13 protein-coding genes are annotated in these 18627 nt (G+C 73.6%); 7 read left to right on the forward strand and 6 right to left on the reverse strand.

Features of this window, described 5'->3' with window-relative positions; genetic code table 11:
• The first annotated feature begins 182 nt into the window (after positions 1–182).
• Entirely contained in the window at positions 183–2204 is a 2022-nt protein-coding gene (gene ftsH / locus BL254_RS05855; protein ID WP_076842727.1) for an ATP-dependent zinc metalloprotease FtsH, read from the forward strand.
• A 188-nt stretch (positions 2205–2392) separates the two neighbouring features.
• Here the strand turns inward: ftsH and BL254_RS05860 are convergent, their stop codons facing one another.
• Positions 2393–3883 (reverse strand): FAD-binding oxidoreductase, encoded by a 1491-nt coding sequence (locus tag BL254_RS05860; RefSeq protein WP_254857837.1) that lies wholly within the window; start codon positions 3881–3883, stop codon positions 2393–2395.
• A 310-nt stretch (positions 3884–4193) separates the two neighbouring features.
• Between BL254_RS05860 and BL254_RS05870 the strand changes: the two genes are divergently transcribed.
• From BL254_RS05870 to BL254_RS05885, 4 genes are all read left to right on the forward strand, one after another.
• Entirely contained in the window at positions 4194–5435 is a 1242-nt protein-coding gene (locus BL254_RS05870; protein WP_052914501.1) for a glycosyltransferase family 1 protein, read from the forward strand.
• Positions 5432–6631, forward strand: a complete 1200-nt coding sequence (locus BL254_RS05875; RefSeq protein ID WP_076842728.1) for a glycosyltransferase — start codon at positions 5432–5434, stop codon at positions 6629–6631. The genes BL254_RS05870 and BL254_RS05875 overlap by 4 nt, the downstream gene beginning before the upstream one ends.
• A 19-nt stretch (positions 6632–6650) precedes the next feature.
• Entirely contained in the window at positions 6651–7808 is a 1158-nt protein-coding gene (locus BL254_RS05880; RefSeq protein ID WP_083730890.1) for an SGNH/GDSL hydrolase family protein, read from the forward strand.
• A gap of 209 nt (positions 7809–8017) precedes the next feature.
• Complete coding sequence (locus tag BL254_RS05885) at positions 8018–8803, forward strand: hypothetical protein (RefSeq protein ID WP_076842730.1); 786 nt, start codon at positions 8018–8020, stop codon at positions 8801–8803.
• Positions 8804–9085: 282 nt separating this feature from the next.
• Here BL254_RS05885 and BL254_RS05890 read toward each other — a convergent pair whose 3' ends face one another.
• The 3 genes from BL254_RS05890 to fabG form a co-directional block, all read right to left on the reverse strand.
• Positions 9086–9610 carry a DUF3090 family protein gene (locus BL254_RS05890; RefSeq protein WP_139342199.1) on the reverse strand — a complete coding sequence of 175 codons (525 nt, stop codon included), beginning with the start codon at positions 9608–9610 and terminating at the stop codon, positions 9086–9088.
• Positions 9611–9820: 210 nt separating this feature from the next.
• Positions 9821–11134 (reverse strand): ferrochelatase, encoded by a 1314-nt coding sequence (locus BL254_RS05895; protein WP_254857867.1) that lies wholly within the window; start codon positions 11132–11134, stop codon positions 9821–9823.
• Between the two features lie 304 nt (positions 11135–11438).
• Positions 11439–12155: a 3-oxoacyl-ACP reductase FabG gene (fabG, locus tag BL254_RS05900; protein WP_076842732.1), complete on the reverse strand. Its 717-nt coding sequence runs from the start codon at positions 12153–12155 to the stop codon at positions 11439–11441.
• 251 nt (positions 12156–12406) lie between these two features.
• Between fabG and BL254_RS05905 the strand changes: the two genes are divergently transcribed.
• Positions 12407–12775, forward strand: coding sequence for a DUF167 domain-containing protein (locus BL254_RS05905; protein ID WP_076842733.1), 369 nt, complete (start codon positions 12407–12409; stop codon positions 12773–12775).
• Positions 12776–13164: 389 nt separating this feature from the next.
• Entirely contained in the window at positions 13165–15975 is a 2811-nt protein-coding gene (locus BL254_RS05910) for a hypothetical protein (RefSeq protein WP_139342200.1), read from the forward strand.
• A gap of 97 nt (positions 15976–16072) precedes the next feature.
• Here BL254_RS05910 and fabI read toward each other — a convergent pair whose 3' ends face one another.
• A complete protein-coding gene (gene fabI, locus BL254_RS05915) occupies positions 16073–16846 on the reverse strand; it encodes an enoyl-ACP reductase FabI (protein WP_047222642.1) in 774 nt (257 codons plus the stop codon).
• A 277-nt stretch (positions 16847–17123) separates the two neighbouring features.
• Complete coding sequence (gene nhaA / locus BL254_RS05920) at positions 17124–18368, reverse strand: Na+/H+ antiporter NhaA (RefSeq protein WP_254857838.1); 1245 nt, start codon at positions 18366–18368, stop codon at positions 17124–17126.
• Positions 18369–18627: the final 259 nt, after the last annotated feature.

The following is an 18627-nucleotide window of genomic DNA, read 5'->3' on the forward strand; positions in this document are numbered from 1 at the left end:
CTGGGACCGGACGAGCCGGCCGCGGCCGCCTGTGAAGCCTGGCGGCTCGTTCATGCGTTGAAAAGGGGTACACAGCACCGCGCCGGACGCGACCACGGGCACGGCGATCGGACGCACGCGATCGGACGCGCCCGGCTTCGCTGGTGCCCGCCCGGATGTCAGCACAGGCAGGAGAACCATAGATGATCGCAACAGCCGGCCTCCACCAGGGTGCCCGGTGGCATCCGTCGACCTCGGCGCGCTCCGGGCCGCCCCGGGAGACCCCGCCCAAGCCCGCGCCCACACCCCCGCCGAAGTGGCGTCGCTGGCTGCTGCCCATCGGCTTCGTGATCACAGCGGCCCTGCTGTTCGCGCCCAGCCTGTTCCCGAAGCAGACCACCTCGTACAGCTTCACCCAGTTCACCCAGCAGGTGGACGCCGGCACGGTGCAGGCCGTCACCATCAACGACAAGGGCGRCGTCACCGGGACGCTCAAGGACGGCGCCAGCTTCACCTCGCAGCTGCCGACCGCGCTGGACACCCAGGGCGTCCTCGAACGCATGGAGGCGAAGGGTGTCGAGGTGAAGGCCACCCGGACCGGGACGTCCTTCCTGTCGGTCCTGCTGAGCTTCCTGCCGCTGCTCCTGCTGGTCGGGTTCTTCCTGTGGACGGGCCGGCAGGCCCAGCGTTCGCTGGCCGGCGGGCTCGGCGGCATCGGCCGGTCCCGCACGAAGATCATCGATGCGGAGCGCCCGACCACCCGGTTCGCCGACGTGGCCGGCTACGAGGGCGCGAAACAGGAGGTCAGGGAGATCATCGACTTCCTGCGCGACCCCGAGCGCTACCGGCAGGCCGGCGCGAAGGGGCCGGGCGGGGTGCTCATGGTCGGCCCGCCCGGCACCGGCAAGACGCTGCTGGCCCGCGCGGTCGCCGGCGAGGCCGAGGTGCCGTTCCTGTCGGTGAGCGGCTCCGGGTTCGTAGAGATGTTCGTGGGGGTCGGCGCCTCCCGCGTCCGCGACCTGTTCGGCGAGGCGCGCAAGCGCGCCCCGTCCATCATCTTCATCGACGAGATCGACGCGATCGGCGGCAGGCGCGGCTCGGGCCTGCTCGGCGGCAGTCACGACGAGCGGGAACAGACCCTCAACCAGCTGCTCGCCGAGATGGACGGGTTCGACCCCGCCGAGGGCGTGGTCGTGCTCGCCGCCACCAACCGGCCGGAGACCCTCGACCCGGCGCTGCTGCGCCCCGGACGTTTCGACCGGCAGGTCACCGTCCCGCTGCCGACCCAGGGCGAGCGGACCGCCATCCTCGCGGTGCACGGCCGGGGCAAGCACCTCGCCCCCGACGTCGACCTGTCCGTCGTCGCCCGTGGCACCCCGGGATTCTCCGGCGCGGACCTGGCCAACCTCGTCAACGAGGCGGCGATCAATGCCGTCCGGGGCAGACGCAACATCATCACATCCGACGATCTTGATGCCGCCCGGGAGCGGATCATCCTGGGCCGCCGGGACGCGACCAACGTGCTGCTGCCCGAGGAGAAGCAGTCGGTGGCCGTGCACGAGTCCGGGCACGCGCTGGTCGCCGCGCTGTCCCCGCACGCCGACCCGGTCTCGAAGATCACAATTCTGCCGGCCGGGATGGCGCTCGGCGCCACCCAGCAGCTGCCCGAGGACGAACGGCACCTCTACACCGAGGGCTACCTGTACGACTCCCTCGCGGTGCGGCTCGGCGGGCGGGCCGCGGAGCTGGTCGTGTTCGGCCAGGGCTCGACCGGGGCCGCCAACGACCTGGCCGGCGCCACCGCGCTGGCCACCAGGATGGTGCGCGAGTTCGGCCTGTCCCCCGCTCTCGGGCCGGTGGGCTACGCCTCGGGCAACCCGCAGTACCTCGGGACCGAGGAGATCGTCTCCCGGCCGTACTCGGAGGAGACCCAACGGGTCATCGACGCGGAGGTGGCCCGGCTGGTGCGGGAGGCCGAGGAGCAGGCCGTGAGCCTGCTGCGCGCGCATCGCGGGGCGCTCGACGCGCTCACCGGCATCCTGCTGGAGCGGGAGACCGTGGACGGCAGCGTCCTCGACGACGTCCTGCGCGAGCACGCTCCCACCAGCGCCCCCACCGCCGTCCCGGACGCCTCTGAGACCCCCGGTACGACTGCTGACGCCCGCGGTGCCGTCGCCAAGGCCCGCGGTACGCGTCCCGAGCCGGCCCCACAGCGGAAGCAGTAGGTGGAAGCAGTAGGTGGAAGCAGTAGGTGGAAACCGTCATCCTGGCAGCGTTTCTCACCTACGGCTTCCGCGCCCGTAGGTGAAAAACGCTGTGCTGGCAGCGGTTTCCACCTACAACTGACGGGCGCCAGCCACCGGCCGACGGGTGCCGGCCGACGCGCGCCGGCCGCGGTTGTCAGCGGTTTCCGTCATCGCGGCGGCGGTTGTCGCCTACGGGGCTGATGGTGGGGCCTGGGGGCTGGTCGCGAGAAGCTGTCGGTGAGACCCGGTGAGACCCGGTGAGACCCGGTGAGACCCGGTGGGACGAGGACGCCGGGGTTGAGCAGGCCAGTGGGGTCGAGGGCGTGCTTGACGGCCGCGAGCACGGCCAGCTCCGCCGGTGACCGCGACAGGCCCACCCACGCCATCTTGGCCCGTCCGACGCCGTGTTCGGCGCCGATGCTGCCGCCGTCGGCCGCGGCCCGGGTGAGGATCGCCGTGGTGAGCTCCTCCCTGCCGCTGGCGTCGGCGCGGTCCAGGCCGGTGACGTTGACGTGCAGGTTCGCCTCGGCGAGATGCCCCCACAGGTGCAGCCGGGCGGACGGTGCCACCGCCGGCACCAGGGCGCGCAGGTCGTCGACAAAGGCGGACATGCGGGCGAGCGGGACCGCGACGTCCAGCTTGAGCGGGACGTCGAGCGCGTTCACGGCCGCGGTGTGCCCCTCACGGTAGGCCCACAGGCGCTCCCGGTCCGTGGCGGTGGTGGCGACGACCGCGTCCAGCACGCCGGTGGCGGTCTCGACCGCCGCGGCAAGGTCACCGGTCGGGTCGGTGGGCCCGACGCACTCCACCAGCAGGTACGGGCTGTCCGCTGGGAACGGCCGGCCGGGGAACGGGGCCGGCCGGCCCTGGTGGGCGCACACCAGGTCGACACCGTCGCCGAAGACCAGTTCGACGGCGTCCAGGGAGGCCACCGTGGCCCGCAGGGTAGCCACAAGACCGACCGCGGCGGGCAGGTCGGCCACGGCGAGCAGGGCGGCCGTGCGGGCGGCGGGCAGCCCGACCAGCCGCAGCTGGACCTTTGTGATGACGCCCAGGGTGCCCTCGCTGCCGACGAACAGCGACGGCAGGTCGTAGCCGACGTTGTCCTTGGGCAGGCCGGACAGCCGCCGCAGCACGCTGCCGTCGGCCAGCACCACCTCCAGCCCGGCCACCTGGCCGCGGGTCATCCCGTGACGCAGCACCCGCTCGCCACCGGCGTTGGCCGCGGCGATCCCACCGACAGTGGCCGAGTCGCGGGCGGCGAAGTCGACGCCGACGCCGTAGCCGGCCGCGCGTGCGTGCGCCTGGACGTCGGCGAGGGTCGCCCCGGCCCCGGCCGTCACCAGCCCGGCGGCGGCGTCCACCGGCTCGATCGCGGTGAGCCGGCGCAGGCTGAGCACCACCGCCCCGGCCGCCGCGCCCGCCGGCACCGAACCGCCGACCAGGCCGGTGTTGCCGCCCTGGGGCACCACGGGCACGCCGTGCCGGGCGCAGATCCGCAGCACGGCGGCGACCTGATCGGTCGTCGCGGGGCGGGCCACGGCCACGGCCCGCCCCCGGAAGGCGCCCGTCCAGTCGGTTTCGTAGCTCACGGTCACGTCCGGGTCGGTGAGGACGTGGGCAGCGCCGAGCGCACCGACGAGATCTGTGATCAGCACCCATCCATCATGCTGGGCCGTGTCATCGGGTCCAGGGCTCGGGGCCTGCCGCGAAGGGCCCGGTGATGCTGGTGGCTGTCAGCGACCAGTGCCATCGAGCCGCAGCCCGTCCGGGCCATCGCGGTCACCACGGTCACCACGACATCCGCGGCCACCACGACCTCCGCGGCACCGGCTGGGGATGCCGCGGCCGGCACCGGTCGTGGCGCCGTCACGGTACGGCGTCATACCACCAAGCTGTGTCACAAAGTTCATGTCGTGGACGAGCGGCCGTCCGCGCTGCCTCCCCGGGGCTTGGGACCGTGTTGTCGTGCGCGTCGCAGTGATCACCGAATCTTTTCTGCCGCACGTCGATGGCGTGACCAACTCGGTCTGCCGGGTGCTGGAGCATCTGCGGCACCGCGGCCACGAGGCGCTCGTCATCGCGCCCGCGGCCGGGACGCGTACGCCAGCGGCCTACCCCGACGTCTACGCCGGTGCCCCGGTGCTGCGGGTGCCGTCGGTTCCGCTGCCAGGATATGCGGCGTTCCGGGTGGCGACGCCATGGCCCCGGCTGGTCGGTGTGCTCGCGGGCTTCCGGCCGGACGTCGTGCATCTGGCGGCCCCGGCGGGGCTGGGCGCGCAGTCCGCGTTCGCGGCCTGGCGGCTCGGGCTGCCGAGCGTGGCGGTGTACCAGACCGACTTCGCCGGCTTCGCCGCCCGCTACGGGCTCGCCCAGGCCGAACGGTCCATCTGGCGGTGGGTGGCCGCCGTCCACCGCCTTGCCGGGCGGACGCTCGCGCCGTCGTGGCCCGCGGTCGACATGCTGCTGCGCCAGGGCGTCCACCGGGTCGCCCGCTGGACGCGCGGGGTCGACCTGGAGCGGTTCCATCCACGCCACCGCGACCCGGCGCTGCGCCGCGGTCTCGCCCCCGGCGGGGAGGTGCTGGTCGGCTATGTCGGCCGGCTCGCCCGGGAGAAACGGGTGCACCTGCTCGACGCCGTGCAGGACATCCCCGGGACGCGGCTGGTTGTCGTCGGTGACGGCCCGCTGCGGCCGGCGCTGCAACGGAAGCTGCCCCGGGCGGCCTTTATGGGGTTCCGCTCCGGGACGGAGCTGGCGGCAATCTTCGCGAGTCTGGACGTGTTCGTCCACACCGGCTCCCACGAGACGTTCTGCCAGGCCGCCCAGGAGGCCAAGGCCAGCGGTGTCCCGGTGGTGGCGCCGGCCGCGGGCGGCCTGCTCGACGTCGTCGACGACGGGCACACCGGGCTGCACTTCACCCCGGACTCCCCGGCCGCGCTGGCCGACCGCGTCGCCGCCCTCGTCGCCGACACCGGCCGGCGGACGGCCATGGGTCTCGCCGCCCGCCAGTCCGTCAGCGGCTGCGGGTGGAGCGCCATCGGGGACGAACTGATCGGTCACTACCAGGACGTTCGCGGCCTGAGGACGGGGCACACCAGCGGTGTCGCCCTGCGGTCACGGGCTGTCCTCGCCCGCCGGACGGCGCACTGCCACCGCAGTGCCGACCGGGCCGGGACATGTCATGACGAGGACGGGAGCACCCGGTGAAGATCGTCCAGGCGGCCAACTTCGTCGCGCCGCGCTCCGGTGGCATCCGCACGACGCTGCGGCACCTCGCCGCCGGGTACACCGCGGCCGGGCACGACGTCGTCCAGATCGTTCCCGGGGAACGCGACGGCGTCCGCCACACCCCGGACGCAACCGTGATCACCATGCGGGCGCCGCTGGTGCCCGGCACCGACTACCGGGTGCTGACCGAGCCGTGGCGGGTCATCCGGCTGCTGGCGGCCGAGGCGCCCGACCGTGTCGAGGTCCACGACCGGGCGACCCTGCGCCCGCTCGGCCGGTGGGCCCGCCGGGCCGGGGTGGGATCTGTCGTGGTCAGCCACGAACGCCTCGACCGGCTGCTGAACCTGTGGACGCCCCGCCCGCTGCGCGGGGTGCTGCCGGTGCGGGCCGCCGCCGACCGCTCCAACGCCGCGCTCGCGCGGTCGTTCGACACGGTGGTCACCACCACCGCGTGGGCGGGCGAGGAGTTCCGTCGCGTCGGCGCCACCAACCTGTGCCGGATCCCCCTGGGCGTCGACCTCGACCGCTTCCGTCCCGACCGTTACGACACCTCGCTGCGGCGGGCCTTCGCCCGTGACAGCGAGGTGCTGCTGGTGCACGCCAGTCGGCTGTCGCCGGAGAAGCGGGGCGACACCGCCGTGGACGCTCTGGCGGAGCTGGTCCGCCGCGGCGTCCCCGCCCGGCTGGTGATCGCCGGGGACGGCCCGATCCGGGGGCGCCTGACCCGGCGTGCCGCCGGCCTCCCGGTGATCTTTCTTGGCTTCGTCGCGGACCGTGACCGGCTCGCGGCCCTGCTGGCGACCGCGGACGTGCTCCTCGCCCCCGGCCCGGTGGAGACGTTCGGGCTGGCCGCGCTGGAGTCGATGGCCAGCGCGACCCCGGTCGTGGTCCACCACGGCAGCGCCCTGGCGGAGCTTGTCGTGCCCGGCGCCGGGGTCGTGGCCGCGGGCAGCGGCTGGACCTTCGCCGACGGCGTGGAGGATCTGCTCGCCCGCGACCCGTTCACCCGCCGGCAGGCGGCCCGGGCCCGCGCGGAGCAGTTCCCGTGGCGTGTCACCGTCGATGGCTTCCTCGCCGCCCACGGGCTGGGCCCGGCCGACGGCCGTCACGGCCAGCACCCCGCGCGGCCGCGGCCCGCGGACGGACGTGACCGCGGCGCCGGCCGCGCCGCCTGACCGCGCCGCGGACACCACGATGAACGACACGACGGCCGGCGCGATCACCGACGTAGGCACCGGCGCGATCGCCGGCACGGCGAACGACACGGCGGTCGGCGCCACGGGCATCGCGACGCGCGCCGTCACAGAACACGATCACCACGGCCGTCCACCCGGGCGTGTCACGGGCATCGCGACGCGCGTCACGGCAGCCCACCGCGACACCACGACCGCATGTCCGGCCACGACCGCCTGTTCCGGCACGGCGACCTGCTTCGTCGCGCTCGGCGACAGCATCACGGCCGGGCTGGGCGACGGTGTGAGCATGGGCCGCTACCGGCGGGCCCACGCGGCGCGGGAGCTGGCCGGACGCGGCTGGGCCGCCACGCTCGCCGCCTGCCTGGCCCCGGCCGGGCAGGTCCGGTTCGCCAACCTCGCGACCACCGGGGCGACCAGTCGGGACGTCCGCGAAACCCAGCTGCCGGTGGCCCTCGCGCTGCGCCCACAGATCGCAAGCCTCATCGCCGGCATGAACGACCTGCTCTCCCCGGGGTTCGACCCGTTACGCCTGCGGCGCAACCTGGTGTGGAGCGTCCGGGACCTGCGCGCGGCCGGCGTCCTGGTGCTGATGGCCCGGCTGCACGACCCCGGGCGCCTGCTCCGCCTGCCCGCGCCCGCGCGCCGTCTGCTCACCATCCGGATCGGGCAGCTCAACGCGGCGGTGGACGCCGCCGCCGCGGGCGACCCGGGGGTCCTGGTCGTCGATCTGGCCCGCCATCCCGAGGCCTACCGGCTGTCGACCTTCGACGTCGACCGGGTGCATCCGGGGCCGCGGGGCCATCAGCTGATGGCCCGTGCCTTCGCCGAGGCGTTGCGGGACGCCGGCGTGCCGCTGCCGGTCCTGCCGGTGGTGGGGCCGCCCACCACACCCGGCCGGCTCGCTCACGCCCGCTGGATGGCGTCGGTGGGCGTGCCGTGGCTGCTCGCCCGCCCGGCCGCGCCGTTGCGCCGTCTGGCCCGGCGCACCGCGACGGACCACCGAGCCAGACGCACCAGCACCGGCAGCACCGGCAGCACCGGCAGCACCGGCAGCACCGGCAGCACCGGCAGCACCGGCAGCACCGGCAGCACCGGCAGCACCGGCACTATAAGCATTATCAGAGTCACCGATGGTCATCACGGGCGCGTCGCCTGACGCGGCGCCATGCCCGATGGCCGAAGCCGGCCCGGACGCGCGCGGCCGCCTCGCCGGTGCCCATCGGCCCGGCCACGGCACCCGCCGGCGCGGCGACGAGCCCGCCCGCGACGGTCGACCGGTTGCCAACCGTCGACTGGGTGTGACCCCCAGCAATCTCCGATGAGGACCGTCGCAGGACATGGCAATCATTCCTTACCGTAGGCATCGTGATTTGCGGCCAAGCTGCCTCACCTCGCTCAGGGGCACTCACCGGATGGGGTAACGCGTGGCTTGCCGGGCTCGTCAGCACCGATGAGGCGATCACCCGAATCCTCGTGGGTTCTGGTGGGCCCGGCRCCCCCCACACCATCAACGGCGAAGGGCTCGCGCTCGGTCTCGGCCAGCTGCGGACCAGCGGCGCGCGCCGGCTGCGGCTCGTCCTGCCCGTGCCCGGTGACGTCAGCGGTCTGCCCGGACCGGCGGAGGTCAACCAGGAGGCCCTGGCCGCCGGTGAGGCGGTGGTCGTACTGGGCCCGGTGYCACCGCTGGTGCTGATACCGTCCGTGACCGCGCACGGGCCGGTCGTCGAGGGCGGCCTGGAGTCGGTGCACTGGCGTTCGGCGACGGGCCATCGTCTCCCGCCCCCGCCGTCCCCGCTGCGCGCAGCCGAGCACGAGCTCAACGACGCCATCCGGACGGCAACGGCCGCGCTGCTGCATCTCGACCGGGCCAAGGTCGACCCGGACACCCTCGCCGCGCTGCGCGAACGCCACGAGGACGAGCCGACGCTCCTGCTCCCCCCGGGCTATCCACCGCCCGCGCACGCGCTGCTGGCCCGGGCGGGCCGGATCGCCGGTCTGATCAACCTGGCCGCCCGTGACGACGGGGCGGCGGTCACCGCCGAGGAGATCGAACGCCGTTCGACCACGCTGCGCGGGCTGTCCGCGGCGGTCCGCCGGGCCTGCGAATCGGCCTACAACGCCTTCGACCCCTCCCAGTCCCTCGCCCGGTAGCGTTTCTCCCCCACCCCGTAGGACGCCGTTCGGGCAGGGAGCCGTTCGGGCAGGGAGCGGAGGCGGACCGGACGAACGCTTCTCCCCCGCCCGGCGGCACGCCGTCCCGGCACGGATGCCGATCGGGGCGTCGATCAGGATGTCGATCAGGGTGTCGATCAGGGAGCGTGGCCCGGTGAGCACTCCCCGCCCGGGAGCGTTCACCCGTCCGCCCGCGCGCTACCGCCCGGCGGGGGCCCAGCGCGCGGAGCCCCTGCCTACGGGCAGAGCCGGGGCCGGGGATCAGTTCAGGCGCGGGCAGAAGTGCCCGGACGGCCCGTCCGGGCGGCCGCAGAGCACACACGAGGGACGGCCGGCCGCGACGATGCTGCGGGCGCGCTGGACGAACGCCTTCGTCTGGTCCAGCGACAGAGAGACCTCGAGTGTGTCGAGCTCGGCGTCCGCGTCGGGCCTGCGCACCCCGCCCCCCGCGAGCCCGGCGGCCTCGACAAGCACCCGTTTGCCGTCCCAGGACACCGTGAGCCTGCCAAGATGGAAGTCCTCCTCGAACGGCGCCTCCAACGGCGCGAGATCGACGTCGACGTCGTGGGACTCCGGCAGCTCACCTCCGGCCGTCCGGCGGACCTGGCCGAGCAGCGTCGTGAGTCCTTCGGCTAGAGCGCTGACCTCGGCTTTCTCCAGGCCGACAGTCACAACCTGCCCACGCGAGCTGGCCTGTAGGTAGAAGTCACGTTCACCGGRCTGGCCGACGGTTCCGACCACGAAACGGTCTGGTGAGTCGAACACGTGCCGTTGCCGCTGATACACCTCGTCCCTCCTGGCGGTCCGTTGTACCGGTGGGTGGCCGGGCCGCGGCTGCGGCCACCCACCGGTTCCCCCGGTCGACGCCCGGCATGCCGGCGTCACCCACGGGGCCTGGCCGTCTTCCCCGTCATGAAGCTGCTGTATGAACCTTGCTACGTCGTGAACCTGCTACGTCGTGAACGTTTTATCCCCGGAGATTCGTCCCCGACGACATCATGGACGTCCAACCTTATGGACATCATTGTGAACCGTAGCGCCACCGCCCACGTCGTGGACGTCACAGATGTCGCGGTGGGCACCATCGGATGTCTCCGGCGGCGCGGGCCCGCTGCCAGGAGCATCCCCGCCAGGAGCATCCCCGCCAGGGGCAGTCCCGTCAGGGGCATCGCTGTCAGGGGTATCGGGCCGATGGCCGGCGGTGTCCTGGCCGGGCCGCTCGTCCGCGGGGACGCCGGCGGCGGCCGGCAGCCGGCGGCCCGGCCCTCCCGGGGCGCAGCACCACAGCGGGCACACGTCGTGGCCTGGGCCCAGCGGGCTCAGCGCCGCCCGGGGGCGGTGCCCGTACCTGCGCTCGTCGAGAAGCTCCCGGACCATGGTGACGAACCGGGGGTCGGCACCCACCGTGGACGCCCGACGGAAGCTCAGCCCGACCGCCCGGGCCCGCTCCGCCGCCATCACGTCGAGATCGTGGATGACCTCCATGTGGTCGCTGACGAAACCGATCGGCACCACCACGACCGCCTGGGTCCGCCCGGCGGAGCCGAGCGCCGCCAGATGGTCGCCGACGTCCGGCACCAGCCACGGCACGCTCGGCGGGCCGCTGCGGCTGGCGTAGACCAGGTCGTGCGAGTGACGGCGGCCGGTGCACAGCGCCACCCGCTCAACGATCACCGCGGCGGCGGCGGCCAACTGCCGGGGGTAGGCGTCCCCGTCCGGGCCGCTGTCCGCCGACTGTGTGAGCGGGATCGAGTGGGCGACGAAGACCAGCCTGGTCCGCGCCAGCGACGCGGCGGGGATCGTGGCCAGTTCGTCGACGACATGGTCGACCATGGGCAGGATGAAACCGGGATGGTCGAAGTACTGCCTCAGTTTGATCAGTTCCGGCGCGTCCGGGCCGAGCTGGGCCCGCGCCCGCGCAAGGTCCTCGCGATACTGGCGGCAGCCGGAGTAGGAGGCGAAGGCGGACGTCACGAAGCAGGCAGCCCGGCGGGCGCCGTCCCGCCGCATCGCTCTGAGCGCGTCGACGAGGAACGGTGACCAGTTGCGGTTGCCCCAGTAGACCGGCAGCGGCGCGAGTTCGGCCCGCAGCGCGGCCAGCAGCGCCCGGTTCTGGTCGTTGATCGGGCTGCGGCCGCCGAGACGGCGGTACTGTTCGGCGACCTGGGCCAGCCGCTCGTCCGGCACGCCCCGCCCGTGGGTGACGTTGCGCAGGAACGGCATGACGTCGGACGGCGCCTCCGGGCCGCCGAAGGAGACCAGCAGCAACGCGTCGACGTCCACCGGTTCGGTCCGGCCGGCCGCGGTCATGGTCCTGGGCATACTCCTGGGCATGATCGCGGGAATGATCGTGGTCCGGCTGTCACTCGACACGTCCGTCATCGTCCCCCGCGACCGGGACACGACGCACCCTGCCCCCGACACGAACCCAGAACGCAACACACCCGAAGCCTCATACGCCTCGGCTCGCCGGCCTGGCCTGGCGGGCGAGCCGAGGCCGCGAGCGGAAGGCGTGACGTCGGGAACACGGTGAACGAGCTCGGAGGTCACGTCGGCGCTCCGTTCGCGCGCCCGTGCGGCGGTCCGGCGGTCGTTCGCGATGGTTCGCGGCGGTCTAGAGCCCCATGCTCAGGCCGCCGTCGACGGGAATCACGGCGCCGGTGATGTAGGAGGCCTGGGGGGAGGCCAGGAAGGTCACCAGGGCGGCTACGTCCGCTGGCTCGCCTATCCGCCCGATCGGCACCTGGTTGAGCAGGTTGTTCTGCTGGGCGTCGGTGAGCGCGTCGATCATGTCCGTGCGGATCGGGCCGGGAGCCACCACGTTGGCGGTGATGCCCCGGGGGGCGAGCTCCCGGGCGAGGGAACGGGAGAAGCMGATCAGACCGGCCTTGGACGCGGCATAGTTCGACTGCCCCGGGGAACCGATCAACGCCGAGACCGACGAAATGAAGATCAGCCGCCCGCGCCGCAGGCGCAGCATGGGCCGCGCCGCGCGCTTGGCCACCCGGTACGCGCCCAGCAGGTTGGTGTCGAGGACCTCCTGGAACGCGTCCTCAGCCATGGTGAGAAGAAGCGTGTCCCGGGCGATCCCGGCGTTGGACACCAGCACCTCGACCGGCCCGAGCTCCGCCTCCACCTCGGTGAACGCCTTGTCGACGCCTTCCGCGCTGGTGACGTCCAGACGGACGCCGTACATCCCGTCCGGCGCGTCGCCGCCGCGGCTGGCGACCGCTACCCGGTCACCACCCGCGGCCAGCGCGGCCGCGACCGCGGCGCCAATCCCTCGATTACCACCGGTAACAAGCGCTACCCGTCCTTCACCGTCCACCATGGGGTCGATGCTAGCTGCCCTATCGCACGCTCCATGCTTTTCACCGAAAGTGACACGCCGAATTCCCAGCGCGTCCAAAGCGCCCGCGGCGCCCAGCCCGCGATCACCTCTGGACCACCTGGCCGGACAGCTCCGGGCCGCCCGTTCCACCGGTCGCCCCCCAGTGGGCCACCGAAGATCACCTGGGCTGGACGGGGTCGGACCACCCGGGTCCGATCACCCGTCCGGACGCTTCGCGGGACGATGCAACGGTGCGCCTGACGATCAGAGTCTCCCCCCGCTCGGCCCGGACCTCGGTCGGCGGCAGCTCCCCCGCCTCCGGAGCTGGCGCCTCAGGCGAGTCCCCGGCAGAGGACCCCACCGCGGCGGACGACCCCACCAGCGGCAGCCCGCCGGATGCCGCCACGCCCCTCGTCGTCCGGGTGACCGCGCCGGCGGTGGACGGGCAGGCGACCGAATCGGCGTTGCGCGCGCTGGCAACGGCCTTCGGCGTGCGCCGTCGCGAAGTCGTGCTGGTCAGGGGCGCCACCAGCCGGACGAAGATCGTTGAAATCAGCGGGCTACCCGAATCCGCGCTGCGCAGCCGCCTGGCCGAACTCACCGCCGCACCAGGGAAATGAAGAAAAATCAAGGAAAAGTCGAAGAAATCGAGTACATGGCGGAAACTCGCCCGGCAGCCGGCGGATCCGGGCCCACCGCCGCCCAGGGATCCGGCTCGTCCGCCCCCGCTGGACCGGGTTCCCCGAACTCGGCCCGGCAGAAAGCCGCGCACAAACATGATCGCGCGGCCTTTGGCCCCACACCCGGCCCCCAGGCCGCCGGCCGCGCACAAACATGATCGCGCGGCCTTTGGCCAGGTGGGGGACGAGGCGGAATCGCTGGAGCACAACCTTTGACAAGGGCTCATCGTCCGGATATTGGACAGTTCGTGTCGACGGAGGCCAGGTTGCTTGCGCCGGGTGAAACCCATGACACCGTGCACGGACGGCTCCGGACACCGCAGGCGTCCGTGACCGGCCCCGTGACCGGCTCCGCGACCGGTCCTGCGGCGGGCTCACCGGTCACGCCCGCGCCCGCCGACAACGCCTCGCCCACCGCCTCCGCTTCCGTCTCCGCCGCTGTCGAGCCCCTCGACCTGCCGGCCCTCATCGAGATCGAGCGACGGCTGCGCGGCCTGGCCACCGCGCTGATCGACGACATCGAGGACGCGGCGCCGCACGGCGGGCCGGCCGTCGCCGGCGGCGGCGGCGATACCGTTGGCACTCTGCGTGCAACCACGCGTGCCCTGGCAAGTCTGATCACCGTTCTGTGGTTCGACGCGCTGCGTGCGGGTGACCAGCTCCGGGTGCCCCCGGCCGCGTTCCCGCTGCTGGAGGCCGTCCATCGGCTGCTCGCTCGCCACGACCCCGGTTCGGACAGCCCGTTCGGACCGCAGTCGCGGCCCGCTCCCGAAGCCTCGGTAGAGGCAGGGCACCTGCCGTTGCCGCCAGGCCTGGTTGGCGTGATCGTGGCCCCACGCTCCGGACCGGCGGTGACGGCCTGGGACGCCCTTGCCACGCGGTATGCCACCGGCCATCCCGCACCGGCCGAGATCATCGGGCATGCTGGCGCCGCCACCTCGACTGATACCGGTGAGCATCCCGACGTCGCCGCGCCGGCCGCCGCGGGGACGCCCGGACGGCAGATCTGCCTGCTTGACCACACCGAACTGTTCGACGGCACCGTGTGGGAACCCGTCACCGATCCGCGGGTCCGCCGCCTGGGCGAGCTGCTGTGGGTCGTCACGGTCCGCGCTCATCCGGATGCGACGATCGCCGCCGAGGCGGGTGTCACCGACCAGGCACGCCTCTTCGCCGCCGCCGACTGGCAGGTGCTCACCGTCGGCCACGGGCGGACGCTGTCCGCCCTGTTCGGCAGGCCGGGCGGGCAGGCGCTGCGCCGGCGGCTCGACGGGATGGGCTGTGCCGAGTTCCAGGAGCTGTTGCGCTCGCCCGGAGCGGAGCTGCGCCGGCGCCTCGCCGGGCCCGGGGCGTCCGGGGCCGGCATCACCCGGCTACTCGACGAACTGTCCGACGACGAGATCGCTGCTGCTCTGCGTGATGTCGGCGGCAACGACCTGCCCCTGCTCGTGGACGCCTTCGACGAGGTCGACCCGCACCGGCCCACCGTCCTGTTCGTGCACGTCGACGAGGCCGCCGCGGACCGGGTGGGAGAACCCGGCAGGTCGGACGGATCAGCCCGGCCAGAAGAGGCGGACGGGACCGACGGGACACGCGAAAGAACCACGGACCCCGATGGGACAGCGGCGGAGGCGGCGGGGACGGGCGGCGCCGGCCGTGTCGACGAATGGGCCGGGCTGCCCGCGGGCAGCGCCGGCGCGCGCCTCGCGCGCACCGTCCGACGCCGTCTGGCGCCGAAGCCGGCCGCGCGGACGGAGCCTGCGCGAATCCCGCCCGACCTGGGCCGCTCCTATCTCGGCCGGGTCAGCACGCTGGCCACCTTCGGCAGCGTCATGCGTGACCTCGCCGACGGCCGTCCGCGGGCCGCCGCCGGCATCGTCACCGCCACCACCACGGAAGCCACCACGGCGTTGGCCGGGTGGCGGGACGCCGTCGGCACATGGTCGGTCTCCCAGGCTCCCACGCCTGGGCAGCCGTCCGGGCCGGCGCACGGGCAGGCCGGCGGGCAGCTGGCCGAACCGGTGCCGCCGGGCGTGCTGGCAGGGCTGCTCGACGGGCTGGGCCGGACCTGGCAGCGACTCGGCCACCCCCTGCGCCCGATCGGCGTGACCAGCGGCACCAGCGCCGGCCGGGTCCTGCCGCACTGGTGCGCCGGCCCGGACGGCGACGCGCAGTCCGTTCTCGTCGTCGTCACCGACCCGGGAAGGCCCACCGCCACCGTCAACCCCGCCACCACCATGAACCCCGCCGGCGGTGCCAGCCACGCCGGAGCAACCGGCGGTGCCAGCCCCATCGGAGCCATCGGAGCCATCGGAGCCATCGGAGCCGCCGACCGCCCGAGCCCGGTCGGCGGCGGTACCGCCGGGCCCGCCAGGACCATCCGCCTTTCCGAATCCACCAGCGCCATCGCCGGCTCCACGGGCACCATCGCCGTCGGCGGCTCGGCCCTGCCGGCCGGCCCCGCCAGGGCGGCGCCCGGCACGGTCTGCTGGGAACCTGCCTTCGCCCAGGACCTCGCCTGGTGTGCGCTGGACGCGATCGACCGGCTCGGCCGGCCGGGCGGCCGATCGGCGCTGCTGCGGGTCTCGACACGCCCGATCGAGCAGTCGCTGGCCGGGATACCCGCCGACGCCGAGGGGCGGGCCCGGCGACGCGCCGGGGTGCTTGCGGGCGGCTACCGGCTGCGTGACGGCGTGACCAGCGCCAACGCCACCGGTGGAGCCGGCGCCGGGCCCGGCAGCGGATCCGGCGGTGGGCTCGGGCCGGCGGTGACCCTGGTCGGGGCCGGCTGCGTCGTGGCCGACGTTCTCGCCGCCGCCGACGAGCTCGGCGCGGGGCTGGGCCGCGGTGTCGCCGTCGTCTGCCTGACCTCCCCCGACCTGGTCTGGCGCGCTCTGCAGGCACGCCGTGGCCTGCTGCCGGGCGACACATCGATCCTCGACGAGCTCTTCCCCGCCGACCGGCGCGGCCCGCTGGTCACCGTGACCGACGGAGACCCACGCACCCTGGGATTCCTCGCCGGTGTCCACGGCGATCCCGTCTCCGCCCTCGGCGCGGGCATGGTGGTGCCGGTCGACGTGGCGACGATCGTCGGCGCGGCCCTCGACCTGCTGGACGAGATCGAAAGCTACCCGGCGTAAGGCTGCTCCGCAGGGCTACTCAAGGTGATGAAAGGAGCGGGCGCCAGGCGCCCGCTCGTCCGCGTCGAAAGGCCCGTGAGGTCCTGACGGCGGCGTGTCAGGTCCCGATCGCGTGCACGCCGCCGTCCACGTGAATGATCTCTCCGGTGGTGGCGGGGAACCAGTCCGACAGCAGCGCCACGCAGGCCCGGGCCGTCGGCTCGGTGTCCTGGATGTTCCAGCCGAGCGGCGCGCGCTCGTCCCAGACGCCCTCGAACCGCTCGAAACCAGGGATGCTCTTGGCCGCCATGGTACGCAGCGGCCCCGCGGCGACAAGGTTGACCCGCACCCCGCGCGGCCCGAGATCACGGGCGAGATACCGGGTGGCCGACTCCAGGCCGGCCTTGGCCACCCCCATCCAGTCGTAGGAGGGCCAGGCCACGCTCGCGTCGAAGTCGAGCCCCACGATCGAGGCGCGTTCGCCGAACAGCGGCAGTGTCGCCCGACACAGCGAGGCCAGCGACCAGGTCGAGATCTGCACCGCGGTCGCCACCTCCGGCCAGGGGGCGTCCACGAAGGGCTTTCCGCCGAGCACCGACTCGGGCGCGAAACCAATCGCGTGCAGGACGCCGTCCAGACCGTCGGTGTGCTCGAGAACCCGGTCGGACAGCGTGCCCAGATGCGTTTCGTCGGTCACGTCCAGTTCGATCACGGCGGCCTCGGTGGGCAGCCGCCGGGCGATCCGCCTGGTCAGTGACAGGCCCCGGCCGAAACCGCTGAGCACCACGGTCGCGCCCTGTTCCTGCGCGATACGGGCAACGCCGAAAGCAATGGACGCGTCCGTCAGAACGCCGGTGACAAGGATGCGCTTACCTGCGAGGAGTCCGCTCACAGGCCCGCATCCTGCCAAACATCGGCCGGGGCTGGCGAGGCGGCACACCGACAAAGCAACCCCCCTCAGGGTGCCGGCGCACCGACAARAGCGCGCCGGCCAGCACACCTGGCACACTTCTGGCACACCTGGAAAAGCGTCCACCGGCGCACCAGCCCGAACATGCCGGCCCGAGCATGCCGGCCCGAGCATGCCGGCCCGGCCCATCGTCCAGGCCACGACAGCCAGGCCACAGCGACCAGGCCACAGCAGCCGGGGCACAGCGACCAGGCCACAGTCATGTCGCCCGCGCCCGGCCGGCCCCGGACAACCGCAGGACGATCATCGCGAGCACGCCGGCGAGCGTCGACGCGACGAGCACGGCGGTGGCCGCGCGCTGCTGGGCAGCGGCGTCGTCGAGGGCGAGCCGGGACATCAGCAGGCTCACCGTGAAGCCGATGCCGCCGAGCACCCCGACCGGCGTCACCGCGCGCCAGCCAAGGCCAGCCGGCAGCCGCGCCACCCCGGCCCGCACCGCCAGCCACGCCCCGCCGATGATGCCGGCGGCCTTGCCGACGACGAGCCCGGCAACCACCCCCTGAGCAACCGGATCCCTGGCAACGGCGAGCAGCGCCGCCCCCGTCACCGGCACCCCGGTCTCGGCGAGCGCGAACAGCGGGACCACGAGACCGGCCGAGAGCGGGTGCAGCCGATGCTCCAGGCGCAGCGCGGGTGTGGCCTGCTCACCCGGATCGGGACGCACCCGGGTGAGCAGGGCGAGCACGATGCCGGCGACGGTCGCGTGCACCCCGGAGGCGTGCAGGCACACCCACAGCGCCAGCGCCAGCGGCACGTACAGCAGCGGGGAGCGCCAGCGCCGCCACTGCGCGAAGGCGTACCCGGCCGCCAGCGCGACGGCCGCCACCAGCCAGAGCGGCTCAAGCCCCCGGGTGAACAGGACGGCGATCAGGACGATGCCGCCGAGGTCGTCGACGACGGCGAGGCTGAGCAGCAGCACCCGCAGCGAGGTGGGCACCTTCGCCCCCGCCAGGGACAGCACGCCGAGCGCGAAGGCGATGTCGGTGGCGACGGGAATCGCCCAGCCGACGGCCGCCGCGGGCGCGCCCCGGCTGACCGCGAGGAACACCAGCGCGGGAACGATCATGCCACCGACGGCGGCGGCGACCGGCAGCACGGCGGCCCGGCGACCCGCCAGCTCCCCGATGACCAGTTCGCGTTTGAGCTCGAGACCGGCGACGAAGAAGAACACCGCGAGCAGCCCGTCCGCCACCCAGGCCCCAGCGGTCAGGTGCGTCAGATGCAGCCAGGACGGGCCGAAGCCCAGATCTGCCCGCCACACGTCGTGGTAGCTGCCGTCGGCGAGGTTGGCCCACAGCAGGGCGAGCGCGGTGGCGGCCAGCAGCAGGAACCCGCCGGTGGTCTCCCGGCGCAGGAACTCCGCGAACGCGCCACGGGCGGCCAGCGCCTGGCTGACACGTCCCGTGACCGCGGACTGCCCGTCAACCACCGATCGGGTGCGCACCAGCGGGAGGTCCTTCCAGGGGAAGCCGACGTTGGACGCCGACCAGACTTCCCGGCACACCTGTTGAGCGGTTCAAGCGGTGACGTGTTGATGCGTTGACGCGTTGGGCGCTGTTGGCCAGTGCCGCCATCCTGGCACAGCGGGCCACGGATTTCCTGGTCATGACGTTTCTGCCCGATGGTGGATCTGCCGGAGGAGCTTCCCCGACCCCGGCGGCCGTCGGGGCGGTACGGCCAACGCTCGACACCGGCGGGTGCGG

Source organism: Protofrankia sp. BMG5.30 (assembly GCF_001983005.1).
Taxonomy (GTDB): Bacteria; Actinomycetota; Actinomycetes; order Frankiales; family Frankiaceae; genus Protofrankia; species Protofrankia coriariae.